Raw genomic sequence first — 20,750 nt, forward strand, 5'->3', positions numbered from 1 at the left:
ATAAAGCCTATTGTAAAAACATGTATTCTATACATAAAAAAGTAAATTATTCTTCTCTTTTCGATTTTTGACCCCAGAATTGGTAGTAATCTGTACGAATGAAGCCATTAAATAACTTACGTTTCTTTGTTGCTTTCTTTCCGTACACTTCTTCAAAGTTCTCCATTGAAGAAAGCATATACACAGACCAAGTAGGATAATCTTTCATCACTTGTCCTAATTGATGAATGACTTTTTCAATCGCTTCTTTTTCACCAATACGTTCTCCGTATGGTGGATTCGAAATGATGACACCGTCAGATAATCTTGTAGTAAAATCAGTTGCTTGCATTTGTTTAAATGTAATCAGGTCACCAAATCCTGCTTCTAATGCATTTTCTTGCGCAATTTTCACCATTTTATGATCAATATCGGACCCTGAAATTTCAATAGGTTGGTCATATTTTGCAAGGGAATCCGCTTCATCTCGAATTTCTTCCCAAATTTTTGCCTTCATCCATGGCCATTGTTCCGAGATAAATTCACGGTTATAGCCCGGTGCGATATTTTGACCAATCATAGCAGCTTCTAATGGAATCGTTCCTGATCCACAAAATACATCGACAAAAGGACGAGACGGACTCCATTTTGAAATTTTTACTAAAGCTGCTGCAAGGGTTTCTTTCAATGGCGCTTCCCCCTGTACTTGACGATAGCCGCGCTTATGAAGCCCTGCTCCAGAAGTATCGATCGTCAGGGTTGCAACATCCTTTAAAATAGACACCTCAATTTTATATGTTGCACCTGATTCATCTAAAAATCCTAAGCGCTTATAGTGAAACTTCATTCGCTCTACGATTGCTTTTTTCACAATCGCTTGGCAATCGGGTACACTATATAATTTAGATTTTACCGACTTACCTGACACTGGAAACGCTGCATCTACTGGTAAATAACGTTCCCATTCAATTCCTTTTGTACTTTCAAATAGTTGGTCAAATGTGTGTGCTGGAAACTCAGCCACAACGATTTTTACTCGATCGGCTACACGTAACCATAAGTTACATCTTGCAATGGCAGTTTCGTCTCCTTCAAAATACACTTTGCCGTTTTCTACACGTGTTTCATATCCTAATTCTTGTACTTCTTGTGCAACAATTGATTCTAAACCCATTGCTGAAGTAGCTACTAGTTGAAATTTACTCATTATTCTATCCTTCCTTGATGTTCAACTTCCCAAATTTGAAGGAAATCAATTAGTTCGGCCATGGGTACCGGTTTACTATAATAATATCCTTGTAGATAGTCACAGCCCATTTTACGTAATAAATTTAACTGTTGAATGTTTTCAACACCTTCTGCTATGACTTTCATTTTTAATCGATGTGCCATTTGAATGATTGCATCAACTACTGCCTGTTTTTCATCAAGCAAAGCAATATGTTGAATAAAACTTCGATCAATTTTCAAATAATCTAATGGGAATCGAACAAGGTAGCTAAGTGAAGAATAACCAGTTCCAAAGTCATCAATTGAAAGCTTAAAACCTGCTTTTTTCAATCGAACAAATTTACGAACTGTTTCTTCATCGCTATTCATGACCGTTCTTTCAGTTACTTCCAATTCAAAATTATGTGGAGCAGTATTGTACTTTTCGAGTATTTTTTGTAACGATTCTAAGAAGTTACTTTGCCCAAAATGTATACTTGATATGTTAATGGCAATCGGTATATCTCGATAGCCTGCAGCCCTTAGTATTGCCAATTCTTCGCAAGCTTTTTCAATAATAATTTCACTTAATGGAATAATTAAGCCCGTTTCTTCTGCATAAGGAATAAACTCACCCGGAGAAACAAATCCAAGCTCTTTATTTTGCCAACGGACTAACGCTTCTAATCCGACAATGGTATTATGAACAACATCTATTTTGGGTTGAAAGCTAAGTGTAAATTCTCGATTTTCGATTGCTTTACGAATTTCACGGTCTAACAGAATTACTCGTTTAGCGTCGATATTTAAGTCTTCAAAATAAAATGAAAAACTCCCACGACCATTTTGCTTTACAAAGTTCATCGCCTTATCAGCACTTTTTACAAGGACATCAGTCGTTTGACCATCATGTGGATACATACTAATACCTATACTAGTTGAAATAAAAATTTCTTGATTGTTGATTAGAACAGGTTCTTCAAATGAACGAATGACTTCTTCAGCAAACTTTGCTGCTTCTCGTGGATGTTGAATATTTGTTAACGTTATGACAAATTCATCGCCACCATAGCGTGCAACAATATCTTTCGGCTCTAGTAATGTTTTTAGTCGGATTGCTGCTTCCACTAGGAGTTTATCGCCAATAGCATGGCCAAGCGTATCATTAATTTGTTTAAAACGATCCAAATCTAAAAAGAAAACTGCGTGATGTACTTGTGGGGAGATTAATTCACTTGATTCTAATAAAGTGTTCATTTTTTCGAGAAAAGCAAAACGATTATTTACTTCTGTTAGTGAGTCAGTTAAAGTTCGTTTTTCTAATTCATTTTCAACAAGTTTTTTTTCAGATAAATCAGTAAAAATACCACAAAAGTTTGTAATTTCACCATTAGAATCTTTTATACTCATAATGGTAAGCCACTCTGGATATACTTCCCCTGTTTTCCGTCGATTCCAAATCTCACCCTGCCACATTCCAAACTTTTTAATACTGTCCCACATCTTATTGTAAAATATGGAATTATGTACACCCGATTGAATAATAGACGGTTTTTTACCAATCACTTCTTTACTGTTGAAACCTGTTACAAATTCAAATGCAGGATTCACGACTTGAATAATTTTATTTTTGTCAGTAATCATAACACCTTCTGTAATATTTTCAAAAACCTTTAATAATACATTTTCTGAGTAATAAGAATTTGAATTTTTACTATTGGAAGTTTTCTCCTCAAATGAGTCTTTCATTACGACCACCCTATCTCTTATACCTAAAAGAAAGGCCCTCCATATGAAGATGGAGAGCCTATCATACTAAGTCAATCTACTCAGTTTTTAAACTTTACCATATTCGTCCAATGTTAAAATGTGTGTGTTTACACATTTCATAATTAGTCTGAACTAACGAATGATTAATAAAGTTTAATGTATTTTAGTTAATAATTATTTTAGGTTTAATCATGGAAATTCAGTAAGCCATGTTTTGTTCCCGAGTACTCAAACGGTTAACACCTCGTACGACCGGGTAGTAATCATCTATCTACGAAAGAAATCTTTCGTCCCTCCATCCGTTCAATTCCTTCAGGAGAGTGCCCCTACCATAATTTGGGTTTCTCACTCGTGGGGTTTACCTCGTTCCACCTTCACCGTTTCCAATGAAGCTCCGTCACTGTGGCACTTTTCAGGAAGTGTCAACCATATCCTAAGACTTAGGTTTTCCTTCCGCCGTCAGGCTTAGCCTGCCTTACCTTATTTTTTCGGTAAGCACGAACACTACGGTCATCTCAGATCCGTGTGAGCATGGACTTTCCTCTACAACATTAATGTTGCAGCGATTACTCGAATTTTCCTATGACATCAATTAGTATACTAAAAAATTATCAAAAAAACAACATCAATCTTTAATTTTTTCATTCGAAGATTTATAACTCATTTGTTTGGAGTTGTTTTACAGTTTTCGCTAATTCAGTTGAAGTCGAAACCTGATGAGATAAATAATCAAAAGCTAAAAACTACATTGATTGCTATACATGCTACGCCCACATATATAACAAACTGTTCCAAACACATCGAAAATCACAAAGACTTAGTAAAAGATTTCTTTGCCTAAATCCTACGTTAAAACGAATAATTTTAATAGAGTAATGTTATATATGCAAGGTATAAAATCCCATCGATGGTTGGCCATAGCTTAATTTTTATTCGTATAATCTACTTCCAAATACTTCCTTCTCGAGCTTAGAAAGACGTTTTAATATATCAAAGTTTGTATTACCACTAGATGGTGCAGCTTGTGGTTTACGATTAGCATTTTCTAATTCTTCTTTTAAGCGTTTATTTTCAGCTTTAAGCTGTTCTACTACTTGTTCAAATACGTCATAATCTTCCAATACTTGATCTAAGAATTGGTCAACTTCATCTACGCTATATCCTTTAATAGCTTTTTTAAATTCTTTTTCATATATAATTTTTGAATTTAATTTAATTTCCATTCAAACATCGTCCTTCCATTCCAAACATACATTACCTTAATTATAGCATATCGATATATTGTAAAGGGACTTGAAAAACAATAGTTTTTTAAAATATACGTGACAGGTTTTATAATCAAATACATCTTTTAATATTTGTACTGCGCGCTGACTTATCAGCCTAAATATTGTAAGGGATATTAACCTATTGAAGTTAAATGTAACACCTTTTGACAACGTTGTCATATTTTGCGCTTACCCAGGAAATTTCGAAAATAATTTCTACCACTTTGTCTTATTAATCTACAGTTACATTTAATAATGTAGATAACTTTTTTTCAATTCTATTGTAGCGCTTGTACCATTTTTCCTTGGCCTTCACTTTTTGCTGTTCTTTTAAAAAATAATGATTTTCAAGTAGCGCTAATCCTTTTTGTGTATACTCTAATGCATTTTGAAAATCTTTAAATTGATGTTCGTATAACATGGCCAGTTGCTCAAGGGCTTTTAATTTTTGTGGTGGTTCAATTGTTAACAACGATTTTTCAAATGAAATAGCCGCTTCCTTATAAAATGATTTTCTCTTTTGTTGAAATGCGAGTAAAAAATATGCATTTCCTGCCTCATGATCGTTGAAATTGTCTGTTACATTATAAAGTACATTTTGTGCTTTTTCTTCGTATTTTAAATCCCCATACCACTTCCCAATATTAGTATGGGTTATAGCCGAGTCCTGTATTTCGTCTTCTAGTAATAGATTCGTAGAAATACTATAAAGTGTGACAAGCGATAATAAATCCCATTCATTATGGTACAGCACTTTCATGAGAGACTGTGCATTTCCGCTTTTAACTGCATCTAGATAAATAATAGGAGCCAAATGACCCGGAATATCACCTATTCGTTTAAATCCTAATTTCTCTTCTTCAACCAATGTTAATTTCATTCGCTCTAAATTATTTTTCCACAAACGTTTCGTGCTGTGTAATAAATCAATTTGTCTCATTTGTTTTAACTTAGGCAACACATTTTGATTCATCGTCCATCGTGTTTCAAGTTGAGGCCAATCAAAGCTTTTCCCATTGTATGTAACGATTGTTGCTTGTTGTTTCCAAAATTTAGATTCGAATAAAAAAGCTGCTTCATTTGAAGGGTCAGCTAAAACATATTGGGTTAGGACGAATTCTTTATCACAAAATTCTAAAAGACCAATCAGAAAAATATACGTACCAACACCTTTTAAGCCTGTAGTTTCCGTATCAAAGAAGATAACCCTCTCATTAGAATCTATTGAAAATGGGTGGTCTATGTTAGAATTATGCCACATATCTACTGCATGAAAGAAAGAACGAAGATAAACTTTTCCGTGTTTGAAATCTAGCGGATAACGTACTTCCCTTTTAAATAGCACACCAAAATCATTCTCTATTAAGGTTAACCCTGCATCTTCCCAATTTTTCACATAGATTGGTTGGGAAGGTTTCTGATACTTAGGTTTAGTTTCTTCTTTAACTTCTTTCTTTTTGCCTAACAACTTCTTCATTTGTAATATTTTATTTTCATATGACATGGATACTCACATCGATTCATTCATTAGAATTGTTAATATTTTCAATACTTGTTCTTTCCCCTGAGATGAAAGATCCTGTGCTCCGATACAAGATGGACACCCATGTTGACATGGACAAGAATACACATGATTATAGGTATGTCTTAATAAAGGGTCAATAATGTCGTACACTTTTTCTGAAAGACCTATTCCACCTGGATAACTGTCATATATAAAAAGTGTCGGTTTTTTATTATGCACTGCTTTCACTTGAGGGACTATAGATAAATCACTTCGGTCACATTGAATAAATAAAGGTACGAAAGACTGCATTGCATATGCAACACCTGTTAAAGAATCTGTTAACATTTCTTCAGACCAATTTTCTGGCAAATCAAAAGTTAACCACGTTGCATTTGTGTGCATTTCATGGGGTGGTAAATGAATTGGACCAGATCCAATATTCTCATGTGTAGAAAACTTAATCTTTTTAAAAATTGTCGGAATGGCTAGAAGACTCACATCACCATAGCTTACTTGACAGGATTTATATGGTTTTGTTAGATCCTCACTCATGACCTTTAATTCAACTGCTAAATTTGCGTCTGTAAAATAATCAACATCTACTTCACGTACATATGCTTTCTTTTCTTCCCAATCTAGTTTTTCTACTTGGAATTGTGTTCCTTGATGCAGATAGATAGCTTCTTCATGTAATAAAGTCATGGCACTATACGTATCCATTTCACCAATTACTTTTGTTGCAGCTGGAATCGTTTGGTCAACAATAACTACGTTTTCCTGTGCTGCCGAGCGCAAACTAATGTCATGAGCAGGGAATCTTTCGCTCATCCAGTACCAATTTGAACTTGTTTTTACTAGAATACCTTCCTCTTCTAAATAGGCAAGTAATTCTTGGACCTCAAATTCTCCATAGGTTTCTGTCATTGAAAAAGGCAATTCGAAAGCAGCACATTTTAAATGATCCATTAATATTAATATATTTTCCGGATTAATTAATGCTTCTTCCGGCGAACTTCCTAATAGATACATCGGATTGTTGACCACATACTGGTCGAGTGCCGTAGATGCTGCAACATAAATAATTAACGCAGAGTCTTGTCGTCTTCCCGCGCGTCCTGCTTGTTGCCATGCACTCGCAATATTTCCTGGATACCCTGTCATAATACACGCTTGAAGTTGTCCAATATCGACACCTAATTCAAGCGCATTAGTACTAACTACTATTTGGATTTCCCCATCACGAAGTCCCTTCTCAATTTCTCGTCGCTCTGTTGGTAAATAACCGCCCCGATAACCACGAATCGATTCATCTTTAATTTTATTTTTAGTTAATCCTTTTAAATAGGTAACGAGCATTTCAACACGAACACGAGATTTCGCAAAGACAATAGATTGGATTCCTGCTTCAAATAATCTTGTAGCCAAATCACGTACCTCAAGAATGGCACTTCTACGAACACCAAATGTTGGATGAACAATCGGTGGATTGTAAAAGATAAATGTCTTTTTACCAACTGGTGCACCTGATTTAGAAATGAGCTCGTGTTTAGTATTAGTTAATTTCTCTGCAAGCTCTTTCGGATTTTTGATTGTTGCAGAGGTACAAATAAAGATTGGATCACTTCCATAAAATGCACATATTCGTTTTAATCGTCGAATTACATGAGCTACGTGGCTCCCGAATACCCCTTTATATGTATGCAATTCATCTATGACGATATACTTTAAATTTTCAAAAAGAGAAACCCACTTCGTATGATGCGGTAAAATCCCTGAATGCAGCATATCTGGATTGGTAATCACGATATGCCCAGCCTTACGAATTTTTTGCCGAATTGCAGGAGCAGTATCTCCATCATATGTATAACTTAATATTTCCTCATCCATCGCTTCAATTAAATTATTTAAATCCGATTTTTGATCTTGAGCGAGTGCTTTAGTCGGAAATAAATAAAGAGCCCTACTAGATGAATCCTCTAATACTTTTTGCAAAACCGGTAAATGATAACAATAAGATTTTCCGGAAGCAGTTGGTGTCACTGCAGTAAATGATTGACCATTTAATGCATGATCAAAAGCATCCCGTTGATGAGTATATAACTGTTCAATTCCACGTGACTGAAGAGCTTTTTCAATTGAAGGATGCAATTGTTCTGGAAACGGTGCATATTGTGCTGGGCGACCTTCAAGCGTTTGCCAGTGAACAATAGATTGTTTTAACTCTTCGTCATATCGCCATTCTTGTAATAATTCATCAATTGATCGTTTTTTACTAAACATCACTTTCACCTTCTTCTAAATTCCTCAAAAGCGTAGTAAGTGTGAAGTGTACGGCTAGTACAGATTGTTCAAATCTTTTCTTACTAGTTTTCTTATAAAATGATTGCACAACAAATTGATCCACCGCATCCACGGCATTATCAACTTGCTGTGCGTGTATATATTTCGGACGATTATCTTTAATCCATTGTTTTGTTAATTGTTGCCATTCCACTAGTATAGTATGAATTTGATCAGCATGTGGTTTTACATCATTAAAAAAATCAGGTGAAGCGTCAAGTTCACGCATTTTATAAAAACGTTTAATTGACGCATCACACTCATTTAATAATTCTCTTGTTTGTTCAATTAATCGCATTTAATTACCCTCTTACGCATATTCGAATATTTTTTGGTACTATTAGTTTACCAAAAATCAATCTATTTCACTAGTAATAGGGGAACAGGCATTCTTTACATGATACCGCTTTTCTGCTAAGCTTACTTTTTGATGAGTAGTTACTAATTGTGAGTAAAATTGGTCATTAATCGAAGACCGTTCATTCTCAATTTTTGCTGTCATCATTTTGTCTACACAGTCAATTTGGGAAAGAAGTTGTTGGATTTTGTTATGCATACGAATTCCTCCTTTTTTGATTATATTCATTGAAAAATAGAAAATCCCTTGCGACTTAACAAAACTAGACATCAGTTGCTAAAAGAACAATAAATTCGATATTTTTCCAAGTTACAACGTTTATTCAAATAAACAATAGCGGATTTGAGACTGTCGAAAGCTAAAATATAAACTTTGGGCATATGTACCCTTACTGAATGATGTAAAATAAAGCTATCATTTCAAAAGAGGTGATTTTATGGCAATTCGTTATCCTAATGGAAAGGTTTTTAATCCGCCGAAAAATGATGCATCGTCATCTAATGTAAAAAAGAAGAAGGACATCTCTTTTAGTAACCGAGGTAAAACACTTGAAGATGAAATTAACGAAACGAACACATACTATTTAAATCAACAAATTGCCATCATTCATAAGAAACCTGTTCCAGTTCAAATCGTCAAAGTAGAATATCCGTCCCGTAGTGCTGCAGTAATCCGTGAGGCATACTTTCGAACTCCATCAACAACGGATTTTAACGGTGTATGGGATGGGTATTATTTAGATTTTGAAGCAAAAGAAACAGAAAGCAAAACTTCATTCCCGTTAAAAAATATACATCATCACCAAGTGACACATATGAAAGATGTAGTGAGCCAAAAAGGAATTGCATTTACGATTGTGCGATTTTCAGTGTTAGAGCGTTATTTTGTTTTACCTTTTCAGGTACTTTTTACTGCTTGGAAAACGATGGAAGACGGTGGTCGTAAATCAATTCCATTAGAGATATTTGAAAAAGAAGCTTATGAAATTAAACGCGGATTTAATCCAAGCATTGATTATTTATCAGCAATTAAAAAAATCATTTCAAACGGGTAATTTAGTTTATTAAAGTGGGGAGATTATTTTGACAGAAAAAAGAAGATCACGTGAAGAATTAAAGCGTCAACGTGAACAACAAAAACGAGCACAACGAAAACCTCTGAAAATATGGACAAAAAGAATTCTATTAACATTAGTAGCTATCGGTATAGTTGGATTTCTTAGTGGAGTTGGTCTATTCGCCTATTACGCAAGTTCGGCTCCAGAACTAGATGAAGACTTGTTAAAAGACCCTATTTCTTCAGAGTTTTATGATACAAACGGTGAACTTTTCGCAAAAATTGGTGCAGAAAATCGAAAATATGTCGAATATGATGAAATTCCACCAGAAATGGTTGATGCCATTTTGGCGACAGAAGACGTTCGTTTCTTTGATCACTTCGGGATCGATATTTGGCGTTTAGGAAGTGCCGTAGTTGCCAACCTTACACAAGGTTTTGGTGCACAAGGTGCGAGTACCATTACTCAACAAGTTGTTAAGAATTCATTTTTAAGTAACGATAAGCAATTAAAACGTAAAGCTCAAGAAGCATGGCTAGCCATCCAATTGGAGCAGCACTATGAAAAAGAAGAAATCTTTGAAATGTATTTTAATAAGATTCTAATGTCTGGAAGAATTTATGGTTTTGGTACTGCAGCGGAATATTTTTATGGTAAAGAATTAAGTGAATTATCTCTTGATGAAATGGCTTTACTTGCGGGGATGCCTCAAAGTCCAAATAACTATAATCCATTTAAATATCCAGAAAACGCAAAAAAACGTCGTAATATTGTACTGAGTTTAATGGCACAGCATGGGAAAATTTCAGAAAGTGAAGCTGAGGCTGCTAAAAAAGCTGATGTAACTGCTGGCTTACTTCCTGAAGACCAAAGACAAGGTGTTACTGGGACAAAATATGATGCATTTCTTGATGTAGTATTAACAGAATTAGAAGAAAACGGTGATGGAGAATTATTAGCTGATGGAATAAAAGTCTACACGACACTTGATCCAAATGCCCAAACGGTCGTTGAAGATGTTATGAATAACTCTGAAAACTTCCCTACTGAAAACATTCAGTCTGGTGTGTCAGTAATCGATACAAAATCAGGTCAAATTAAAGCAATCGGTGGCGGTCGAGACTATGCAGATCGAGATTATAACTTTGCACAAGATTTAACTTCACGTTCACCAGGGTCAACTTTAAAACCTCTTGTCGATTATGGACCAGCTATCGAAAACTTAAAATGGTCAACGGGTCAAACAATTGTCGATGAGAGAATGACTTATTCCGGATCTGATCAAGTAATTCGAAATTGGGATGAAAAATATAATGGTACAATGACAATTAGACAAGCGTTGTATCAATCACGAAACGTACCAGCCGTAAAAACATTACAATCAGTTGGTTTGGAAGAATCACAAGCCTTTATTTCAAAACTTGGAATCGATGTAGATTACCTAGTAGAATCGGATGCAATTGGTGGTGGCCGAGTAAATATTTCACCAATTCAAATGGCTGCATCTTATGCTGCATTCGGTAATAACGGAGTATATAATGACCCCTACTCAATAAAAGAAGTGGTATTCCGTGATGGGTCAAAAATTTCTTATAAACCAGAATCTGTAGTCGCGATGAATGACTCCACAGCATATATGGTTACGGATATTTTAAGAGATGTATTGAGTAATAAACCAGGTGCATCAGGTCAAACTGCCCAAATCACTTGGTTAGATGTAGCGGGTAAAACAGGAACAACAAACTATTCAGGTGATGAGTTTGCGAAATATAATTTACCAAGTACAAGTGTACCTGACTCATGGTTTGCTGGTTATACTACAAATTATTCTATTGCAATATGGAGTGGTTATTCTAAACGTTCAGAACCAATTACTACTTGGGATGAGCGATTATTACCACAAAAATTATTTAAAACTATTATGTCAGAAATCTCAGCAGATATTGAAACACCTAACTTTACAAAGCCAAGTTCAGTTGTAGAAGCAACGATTGAAGTCGGTTCAGATCCATTAAGATTAGCAAGTGATTATACACCTAATGAATTACGCCAAACTGAGCTATTTGTAAAAGGTACTGAACCACAGCAAGTTTCAGAAGTATATGAACAAACAACTCCAGATGCTCCTACAGGATTAAAAGCTGATTACAAAGAAAAAGAAAATGTAATTAACTTATCTTGGGACTATAAAGGAAAAGGTAAAGGTAAGAAAAATGTTCAATTTGAAGTAACAATGACTGTTGATGCAGATGCTCCTGTAGTCATTGCAACAACAGACTCGAAAAAAGTCTCAGTTTCTAATATAGAGCCTGGCCGAAACTATACATTTACCGTGACAGCTGTTTCTAATGATGCACGAAGTGATTCAGCATCCGTTTCACTCTTCATTGACCAGTCTGTAGAAGAACCTGAAGTAGAGGTTCCAGATACTGGATTCGAGGAAGACTTCGACTTAGATGGGGATGGCATTCCTGATGGAGATAACAATGGAAACGGGAATAATAACGGGAATGGCAATGAAAACGGCAACGGGAACGGAAACAACAACGGAAATGGAAACGGGAATAATAACGGAAATAATGGAGGCACTGGTGAAGTAGATGATGGTACCCTCTTACCTCCTGAACTTCCAATAAATCCAACTGAAAATAGTCAATAAAAATAAATAAAATATAAAAAGGACTCAGCAGGAAAAAGTTAACCTGTTGAGTCCTTTTATATTTGGGATCAATTCTCCTACTTTTCTCTTGGTTGATCACCTAGATTTTCCTGCGCATAGACATGTCATTTTCTTAAATGCCTTAGTTTAATTACATAAGAAAAGGAGTTGCGCAAATCCCATTGCGACAACTCCTCCAACTATGCTTTTATTCGTAACCGAGCATAACGCTTTTTAATTTCCTTAAATAATTCATCTAATTGACGGAAACAAGCATATTGTGCAGGTCTTGCTTTAATAAATAGAAAACGCTCCATCCCATTGATTGGAAATACTTCATATTCTTCATTAGTTTGGATCAAGGAAGTTTGCTCAACTAGTGAGGTGTTCAATACTAACTCTTCGAATAAAGCAATACCTTCTTCCATCAATGATTTTGCTTCCCCGTTCCGTTCATCGTGGGCATGAAAAATTTGATCACTCAATCGTTCCCACCGTTCAAAATAGGGTTCAATTAATTCTTTTGAGATGGCTTCTTTTTTTACTGGAATCATACTTTCACTAGCCCCTTTTTAAGACGCTTCTTCCCCTCTCTACAATCTTCAAGTAGCGGACAGACATTACATTGTGGATTTTGTGCTTTACAATGGTAACGTCCAAAGAAAATGATTTGATGATGAGTTTTCGACCAATCTTCCTTTGGTGTCTTTTTCATTATCGTTTCTTCGACTTCTAAAACTGTATCCTTTATTCGACATAATCCTAAACGTTTAGAAACACGCTCAACATGAGTGTCTACAGCTAGGGCAGGTATCCCGAATGCTACAGATAACACGACATTTGCTGTTTTCCGTCCAACACCTGGTAATGTGACAAGCTCTTCTCGAGTTTGAGGAATTTCCCCATTAAACTCATTGATTAACTTTTCGCATAATGCTTGGATATTTTTAGCTTTATTGCGATATAACCCAATGGAACGAATATCATTTTGTAATTCTTCTAACGGGACAGCTAAATAGTCTTCTGGCGTTTTGTATTTTTGGAAAAGTGTCTTAGTCACCTTATTAACCAATACATCTGTACATTGAGCAGATAAAAGTGTCGCAATGGTTAATTCAAACGGATTATCATGAACAAGCTCACAATGGGCATCAGGAAACATACCGTCCATGACGTCAAGGCAGTGTTGCCATTGTTTTATTGTTAGCATGATTTCACCTACTCTCTCTCTTCAAGCCAATTGTAAAACGAAACTTTTTGTGTATTATCGTTCTTAATTTGTTTTTCATTCATCACAGGCTTTATATTTTTATGAAATTGCTCTGAATGCTTTTCAACTTGTTTAATAGACGTAATATTTTTCTTTTTCCATTCGAATAATATACGGTCGATATAACGAAGCGATATCTTCCCTGCAAGTACTGCTTCTTTTAACGCAGCTTTTATAATGGCTGGCGAATGGTGATCCGTGTCTAGCCACATCGAAATCGTCTCTAGTTCCATGGGAGATAATAGTCTACCAAACTCTTGTTCAAAAATGGAGAAAATTTCTCCCTCTTCATTTTTTTGTTCCACTTTTTCATTTGACATCGACGTCATTTCAAGTTGGTCTAAAATTCTCTGCCAAAGTGGGTAAATGGAAAACTTCTCTGTTAGTTTACCATTAGCATCAACACCTTGTGTAATTTCTAAAAATCCTTTTTGCATAAGGCGCTGAAGTTTCATGGAAACTTCATTATCGTTTATTTGAAGTCTTTGCGATAAATCTGAAGGCGTTGGAAAATCGATTCCCTCAGAATGAAATGATAATAAGTGAATAAGTATTAAGGCTTCATCATCAGTCATCTTTAGATCTTTGTAATACTTTAAAAATAGTTGGGGAATAGACACATTCCCTTGTTCAGTCCATGCACGGAGTCGATTGAATTTTTCGGCCATTGTTGTTGACTCCTTTCTATCTTCTATAGTCAGTTAGTTGAACTAATACGAAAGGAAAGCGTCCGCAAAAAGATACACACGGACGCTTTCATTATGTTCATATCATGTCATCTATCTTCATTCAGATGAGTACAAACCCAACTAAATGAAGATTTGGCTTCAGCGAGTCATTGATTTTGTAATGAGTTCCAGGTTGTTAGCCTAAGATCGTCCATCCTTGCAACAACAGCTAACTGACCTGCAACATGTAGGACTAAGCACATTTCAAAATTTCGACGCAATTACACCAAGTCGTAATTGATTATGGGTAAAGACGATTTAATAGTCTTGGGAACGGAATAGATTCGCGAACGTGTTCTGCTCCACTAATCCAAGCAACTGTTCTTTCTAATCCTAAACCAAATCCAGAGTGCGGTACAGATCCTTGTTGACGAAGGTCTAAATACCATGCATATGCGTCTAAGTCTAGGTTATGCTCTTCTAAACGCTGTTTTAATAAATCAAAATCATGAATACGTTCTGAACCACCGATAATTTCACCATAGCCTTCCGGAGCAATTAAGTCAGCACAAAGTACAACATCGTCTCTTTCTGGATGTGGCTGCATATAGAATGGCTTAATACCAACTGGGTAGCAAGTGATAAATACTGGCTTATCAAAGTTTTGTGCAATTGCTGTTTCATGCGGAGCTCCAAAGTCATCGCCCCACTGAATATCAGTAAACCCTTGTTCGTGTAGGAATTTAATCGCATCATCATACGTAATACGTGGGAATGGTGCTTGAATGTTTTCTAATTTTGATGTATCGCGACCAAGTCGTTCCAACTCAATTTTACAATTCTTCAACACTGATTGTACGATATAAGAAACATATTGTTCTTGAACTTCAAGATTTTCTTCAAATTCAACGAACGCCATTTCCGGTTCAATCATCCAAAATTCGATTAAATGACGACGAGTTTTAGATTTTTCTGCACGGAAGGTTGGACCGAATGAAAACACTTTTCCAAGTGCCATTGCAGCTGCTTCCATGTAAAGTTGACCTGATTGAGATAGATAAGCATCTTCATCAAAGTATTTTGTATGGAAAAGCTCTGAAGTTCCTTCTGGAGCCGAACCTGTTAAAATTGGTGGGTCGATTTTCACAAAACCATTGTCATTGAAAAATTCATATGTCGCACGAATGATTTCATTACGAATTTTCATAATTGCATGTTGTTTACGAGAACGTAACCAAAGATGACGGTTATCCATTAAGAATTCAATTCCGTGTTCTTTTGGTGTAATTGGATAGTCTTTCGCTTCATGAATCACTTCAATCTCAGAGATTGCTAATTCACAACCAAAACTTGAGCGGCTATCCTCTTTTACAACGCCTGTAATATACATTGACGTTTCTTGAGTTAGACCTTTCGCTAATGCGAATACTTCTTCCCCTACTTCTTCTTTGACGATTACACCTTGGACAAATCCAGAACCATCTCGTAATTGTAGGAAAGCAATTTTCCCGCTTGAACGCTTATTCGCTAGCCAAGCACCTAATTTTACAGTTTCGCCAATATGATTTGGCATTTCTTGAATCATTATTTTTTTCATATTGTTGTCCTCCGCAAAAGAACTAAATTATTTAAGACTGTTGACAAACGCTTCCATCCTTCGTCACTTGACCAATGAAGTCACAGGATGTTTGTCAAGTGGACGTTGGCACAGGACGTACCGGTCTTAGCCCGCGTACCATTACTGTTCTATTCTGTCTTCATTGGTCTGCGCTTTTCGTCTGCAAATCGTTTTCAAGACAGTCTTTTGTGTTACTGATTAAAGAGAACTTCTCCTCTGTGAAGTCTTCTTCAATTATTTTGTAAACGAATTAATTTAGTCTTGCCATTTTGTTTTAACAAAGTTGTCCATGCGTTTTACTGCTTCTTCAAGTAAATCTAATGAAGTTGCGTAACTTAAGCGGATTGTAGAAGGTACTCCGAATCCTGAACCCGGTACTACTGCTACATTCGCCTCAGTTAATAGTGCACTTGCAAAATCATCGACTGATGTAAAACCTGTTTTTTGTGCTGCCTCAGCTACATCAGGTAATAAATAGAATGCTCCTTGTGGTTTTAGTACTTTAAAACCAGGGATTGCACTTAATTTTGGATAAATCGTTTCTAATCGTGATTCGAATGCTTTTCTCATCTCTTCAACGGAATCCTGAGGTCCATTATATGCTTCTACTGTAGCATATTGTGATGTTGTTGTTGGGTTTGAAGTTGAATGGGAAGCAAGATCAGTCATTGCATTAATAATTTCTGCATCACCTGCTGCATACCCAATACGCCAACCAGTCATCGAATGTGATTTTGCAACACCATTAACAACAATCGTACGTTTTTTCACTTCTTCAGACAGTTGTGCAATGGAGAAATGTTCTAAACCATTGTAAAGTAATTTTTCATAAATTTCATCAGATACGATTACAAGATCTTTTTCAACTGCTACTTCAGCAATTTCAGCTAATTCTTCACGTGTGTAAACCATACCTGATGGGTTACTTGGAGAGTTAATAATAACTGCTTTCGTTTTGTCTGTAACGGCATTACGAAGTTGTTCAGCTGTAATTTTAAAGTTTTGTTCGCTTGACCCTTCAATATAAACTGGTACTCCACCTGCTAATTTAACTTGTTCAGGGTATGAAACCCAGTAAGGGATTGGAATAATGACTTCATCGCCTTCATTTAATAATACTTGGAATAGAGTATATAATACGTGTTTTGCACCAATACCTACAATAATTTCATTTGGTTTGTATTCAAGGTTGTTGTCACGAATTAACTTATCGATAATCGCTTGTTTTAAAACAGGTAATCCACCTGCTGGAGTATATTTTGTTAAGCCTTTGTTCATAGAATCTGCAGCTGCATCTAGGATATTTTGAGGTGTATTGAAATCAGGTTCACCTGCTCCTAATCCAATTACATCAATTCCTTGTGATTTCAGTTCTTTTGCTTTCGCAGTGATCGCTAATGTCGCTGAAGGGGATAAAGTTTTTACACGATTCGCCAATAAGTTTTTCATTTTTTTTGCTCCTCTACAAATTCAAAATTCGTTTCCACCATTGTCCATCTTCAAACAAAATATAAACGTAATTTAGCTCGTCTGATTCGTTGGTATATGTAATTTCCCAAACAGCACCAACTTCTTCATAGCCTAATTTTGTATGAAGAATTTCTTTTACTTCCTCTTTATTATTTAAAACCGATAAAGCTTGTTCCTCTGTAATACCGTCTTGCAAATAAACTTCCTGAATCATTTTCTCTTCTAAGTTGTCAGGAACAAAAACTGCTTTTTTCTTACCTCGTTCATCTTCCCCGAACAAAGTAATGTACGGTTCATTACCATTATAAACATAACCATCAGAAACGAACTTCAGGTGATCAGAAGAGATAGCTAAATCTGATGCCTGCTTTTCAATTTCATCAAAAGGCTCATCGGCTTTCCAAATTACGAGAATAGAAATAACAAGTGTTAACGAAAGTAAAAATACAGTGATAAAAATTAACCAGTTTTTCATTGTCTCACCGTAACCAGTTTGGGTGTATTTTTATTATTCATTTTTGTCTACCTGCTTTCTTTCCTCATGTTTGTTATTATACCAATGTTCTAACTCTAAAACCATATTTTGTAGAGGTAGTTTTTGAATAGATATTGGAGGTAAAGAATCTAAAAATTCTTTCCCATAAGATTTAGTATCAATTCTTCGATCAAGTACGACTAATACTCCTTTATCCTTTGATGAACGTATTAATCGACCAAAGCCTTGTTTAAATCGTATGATTGCCTCAGGTAACGATAAATTCGTAAATGCATTTAGACCTTTGGCTTGCAGATCCATTGATTTTGCTTTGAATGATGGTTCATCTGGAGAGCTAAATGGCAATCTCACTATAATGACACTTGCCAATCCATCACCTGGCACATCTACTCCTTCCCAAAAACTATTTGTTCCAAATAACACGGAATGGTTAAATTTTTGGAAGGACTTTAACAAACGCATTCTACTGCCCCCAGTAACTCCTTGAGCAAAAAGAACATAATCATTGAGAAGTTCACTCTCTTGAATTAATTCTACGGTTTTCTTTAACATATCCTGTGAAGTAAATAATACAAATGAACGCCCCTCTGTAGAGCGGACAATGCGAGTTATGGCCATTGAAATTGATTCAATGTATCGGTGCTGTGAAACCGATTGAATATCTGGCATATCATTTACTATATAGGCTTTTGCCCCACTGTAATACGTTGGAGGAGCTTGTAAATTTATAATTGGAACCTCATCACGAATGCCTAACTGGTCGGCTATAAATCGTTTATTATTCGGTACAGTTAATGTTCCAGATGTCCAAATAATCCCATGATGATTTCGTACTGGATCAAATAACTTTCGAATATGGTCTTTCACTTGTATCGGTTTTTTATAAACTTGAATACTTCCAGGAATATTTCGACGGTCAATTTCCACCCATGTGGATGAATCCACTCCATCATTTAAAAATACATCTTCCCATTCAGATACTTTCATTTTCATTTCTCGAGTCCAATATTTCCACTGCTCAAGAATGACTAAGTGTTCTGGAGCAATTTCTTCTACTTCTTGTGAGAATTGACGTGCCGCATCTTCCGCTAAATCAATCCATTGTTGTATTCCCTTAGAAACAGACTTAAGTAGTGTTTCATTTAAATTTAATTCTTGTAGAAAGGATGTATATTTCGTATAACTTTTCGTGCTTTTTGAATGTTGTTTCATACCCTGCACAATTTGATTCATTGTTTCATCGAATGCTTTTGTCATTTGCATAAATTTCTTTTCTAACTGATTGAGACTTTGTTTCGAAACTCGTTGTTTTTTTAATGATACTCGATGAAAATTAGCAAACACATTATTTTCTGATGAAAGACCAATTTGCCCAAAAATATATTTCCATTTTGTAAATGAAAAAATCGATTCATCTCTTCCAACAGCAGCTTGAATAAATTGGTGAGCTTCATCAATTATCCACCCTCTGATCTGGTCGAATATTGGTTCACGTCTTTCCATATCAGCTAGTAGCATGGCATGATTAGTAATTACGATATCTGCAGTTTCACTTTCTTCAATAGCTCTTTTATAAAAATCAAAGGGCTCGCTACCCTTTTTATGGTGATCCGGATTTTTCCGAATTTTATCAATGAATAACTGGCCTCCGCCAGAGACATTAATTTCATTTAAATCTCCAGTTTCAGTCTTCGTTAACCATACTAGTACTTGTAAAATTGTTAGCGTTTCATCGTAGGAAAAGTCTCTAATTTTTAATAATTGTTCAAATTGAACAACATCGATATAATTTTTCATCCCTTTTAGTAAAGAAACATTAACTCGACAGCCAAGTGTTTTTTCAATTTTTGGAATCTCTTCAGTTAATAATTGTTCCAGTAAATGCGAAGTGTAAGTGCTTATACAAACTTTACCCTGTTGTTGTTTCGCATAAATAACAGACGGTAATAAATATCCGATTGTTTTCCCGATACCAGTAGAAGCCTCAATCATTACTTCTTTCTTAAGATTTAATCCATCCCATATCGTATCCATCATTTGAAATTGCTGTGGACGCTCTTCAAAATTTGGAATTTTGGATTGGAAAAATGCAATCTTATCAGCGTTAGATTGTGGGTACTCTAACTGTTTATTTCCTGTCTTTAATTCTGCTTTCTTTTTAATCGCTAGTTTTCGATAATAAATATTGTGCTCTTCATTTGAAGTTGTTTTTCTCTTAATTTGTAGAGCCTCAAAAAACAATTGAGATAAATTCGATTTTAATTGAAAAGATTTTTTGTGTAATTGTTCAATTGTAATAATCGGTAGTGTTAAAAGCTCTTCCCAACATTTTTGTAGCAAATGGGCAGTTGCTTTGGCATCATTGTCCGCCCGATGAGCATTATCTAAAGGGATATTTAAATCAGAAGCTAGATCCCCTAATTTAAAGCTTAATGAAGAAGGAAAAATAATTTTTGCTAATTCAACTGTATCTATTTTTTTCCCTTTCCACTCGGGTAACCCTGCTCGTTTAAATTCTGCTTGTAAAAAAGATAAATCAAAGTCAGCATTGTGCGCGACAAAAATTGAATCTTGTATCATCTCATAGATTGTCTCAGCATGCGATTCAAAAGGTAACGCATCTTGAACATCAATATCCGTAATATTGGTTAAATCTTGAACGAATAATGGAATTGCTTGCCCAGGATGAATAAATGATGTAAAAGTCTTCTCAATACACCAATTTTTCATGATTACAATTGCAATTTGTATCATGCGATCTCCATTAGCAGGCGAATGTCCAGTTGTCTCCAAATCTACAATTGCATATTTTTGACTTTCCATCATTTTGATCAACTCACAGTACATAATTATATGCGAATTTTAACATAAAGCGTAAGATAGGTCATGCATCACCTACGATTTATTGTATTTTTTAGAATTAATATGTACTCTTATTTCTTTATCGTCATATGTATGAATCCTTATGTAAAAGGAATGCTCAGCATATATAAATTGAAAAAGAGAGAATTCAAATTAGTTTGAACCCTCTCTTACTCTAGTATGTATTATTAAAAATTAAAAAGAGCAGGGGCTCATCTC

Annotated in this window: 16 protein-coding genes and 1 other RNA gene; 2 read left to right on the forward strand and 15 right to left on the reverse strand. The window is 35.3% G+C overall.

The genetic code is table 11. The annotated features are described in order from the left end of the window. Positions 1 to 46 precede the first annotated feature (46 nt). The 8 genes from JOD29_RS12810 to JOD29_RS12845 all read right to left on the reverse strand — a co-directional run bounded on the left by JOD29_RS12810 (position 47) and on the right by JOD29_RS12845 (position 8,629). Positions 47 to 1,186 carry a THUMP domain-containing class I SAM-dependent RNA methyltransferase gene (locus JOD29_RS12810; protein WP_124764926.1) on the reverse strand — a complete coding sequence of 380 codons (1,140 nt, stop codon included), beginning with the start codon at positions 1,184 to 1,186 and terminating at the stop codon, positions 47 to 49. Further along, complete coding sequence (locus JOD29_RS12815; protein WP_124764928.1) at positions 1,186 to 2,937, reverse strand: GGDEF domain-containing phosphodiesterase; 1,752 nt, start codon at positions 2,935 to 2,937, stop codon at positions 1,186 to 1,188. Before JOD29_RS12815 ends, JOD29_RS12810 begins: the two co-directional genes overlap by 1 nt. Before the next feature lie 219 nt (positions 2,938 to 3,156). Continuing rightward, positions 3,157 to 3,536: RNase P RNA component class B (rnpB, locus tag JOD29_RS12820), an RNA gene on the reverse strand. A gap of 351 nt (positions 3,537 to 3,887) precedes the next feature. Beyond that, entirely contained in the window at positions 3,888 to 4,181 is a 294-nt protein-coding gene (gene gpsB, locus JOD29_RS12825) for a cell division regulator GpsB (RefSeq protein ID WP_124764930.1), read from the reverse strand. A 277-nt stretch (positions 4,182 to 4,458) separates the two neighbouring features. Continuing rightward, the gene (locus JOD29_RS12830; protein ID WP_338088316.1) at positions 4,459 to 5,703 is read right to left on the reverse strand and encodes a ribonuclease H-like domain-containing protein; all 1,245 of its coding nucleotides are present in this window, start codon (positions 5,701 to 5,703) and stop codon (positions 4,459 to 4,461) included. 33 nt (positions 5,704 to 5,736) lie between these two features. Then, the gene (locus JOD29_RS12835) at positions 5,737 to 8,013 is read right to left on the reverse strand and encodes a DEAD/DEAH box helicase (protein WP_124764934.1); all 2,277 of its coding nucleotides are present in this window, start codon (positions 8,011 to 8,013) and stop codon (positions 5,737 to 5,739) included. Beyond that, positions 8,006 to 8,371, reverse strand: coding sequence for a YppE family protein (locus JOD29_RS12840; protein ID WP_124764936.1), 366 nt, complete (start codon positions 8,369 to 8,371; stop codon positions 8,006 to 8,008). Before JOD29_RS12840 ends, JOD29_RS12835 begins: the two co-directional genes overlap by 8 nt. Before the next feature lie 57 nt (positions 8,372 to 8,428). Then, positions 8,429 to 8,629 carry an endonuclease gene (locus JOD29_RS12845; RefSeq protein WP_124764938.1) on the reverse strand — a complete coding sequence of 67 codons (201 nt, stop codon included), beginning with the start codon at positions 8,627 to 8,629 and terminating at the stop codon, positions 8,429 to 8,431. A gap of 238 nt (positions 8,630 to 8,867) precedes the next feature. Between JOD29_RS12845 and recU the strand changes: the two genes are divergently transcribed. Further along, positions 8,868 to 9,485: a Holliday junction resolvase RecU gene (gene recU, locus JOD29_RS12850; protein WP_124764940.1), complete on the forward strand. Its 618-nt coding sequence runs from the start codon at positions 8,868 to 8,870 to the stop codon at positions 9,483 to 9,485. A gap of 28 nt (positions 9,486 to 9,513) precedes the next feature. Next, a complete protein-coding gene (locus JOD29_RS12855; protein WP_124764942.1) occupies positions 9,514 to 12,147 on the forward strand; it encodes a penicillin-binding protein 1A in 2,634 nt (877 codons plus the stop codon). A 200-nt stretch (positions 12,148 to 12,347) separates the two neighbouring features. On the opposite strand, the gene JOD29_RS12860 is transcribed toward JOD29_RS12855, so the two are convergent. The 7 genes from JOD29_RS12860 to dinG form a co-directional block, all read right to left on the reverse strand. Then, entirely contained in the window at positions 12,348 to 12,701 is a 354-nt protein-coding gene (locus JOD29_RS12860) for a YpoC family protein (RefSeq protein WP_124764944.1), read from the reverse strand. Beyond that, positions 12,698 to 13,357 carry an endonuclease III gene (nth, locus tag JOD29_RS12865; protein ID WP_124764946.1) on the reverse strand — a complete coding sequence of 220 codons (660 nt, stop codon included), beginning with the start codon at positions 13,355 to 13,357 and terminating at the stop codon, positions 12,698 to 12,700. The genes JOD29_RS12860 and nth overlap by 4 nt, the downstream gene beginning before the upstream one ends. Before the next feature lie 8 nt (positions 13,358 to 13,365). Continuing rightward, entirely contained in the window at positions 13,366 to 14,085 is a 720-nt protein-coding gene (locus JOD29_RS12870; RefSeq protein ID WP_124764948.1) for a DnaD domain-containing protein, read from the reverse strand. 301 nt (positions 14,086 to 14,386) lie between these two features. Further along, positions 14,387 to 15,682, reverse strand: a complete 1,296-nt coding sequence (gene asnS, locus JOD29_RS12875; RefSeq protein WP_124764950.1) for an asparagine--tRNA ligase — start codon at positions 15,680 to 15,682, stop codon at positions 14,387 to 14,389. A gap of 276 nt (positions 15,683 to 15,958) precedes the next feature. Then, entirely contained in the window at positions 15,959 to 17,152 is a 1,194-nt protein-coding gene (locus JOD29_RS12880) for a pyridoxal phosphate-dependent aminotransferase (protein WP_124764952.1), read from the reverse strand. Between the two features lie 13 nt (positions 17,153 to 17,165). Further along, entirely contained in the window at positions 17,166 to 17,648 is a 483-nt protein-coding gene (locus JOD29_RS12885; RefSeq protein WP_124764954.1) for a cell wall elongation regulator TseB-like domain-containing protein, read from the reverse strand. Between the two features lie 33 nt (positions 17,649 to 17,681). After that, entirely contained in the window at positions 17,682 to 20,495 is a 2,814-nt protein-coding gene (dinG, locus tag JOD29_RS12890; protein ID WP_124764956.1) for an ATP-dependent DNA helicase DinG, read from the reverse strand. Between the last annotated feature and the right edge of the window lie 255 nt (positions 20,496 to 20,750).

This window comes from Lysinibacillus composti (assembly GCF_016908465.1).
In the GTDB taxonomy this organism is placed as follows: domain Bacteria; phylum Bacillota; class Bacilli; order Bacillales_A; family Planococcaceae; genus Ureibacillus; species Ureibacillus composti_A.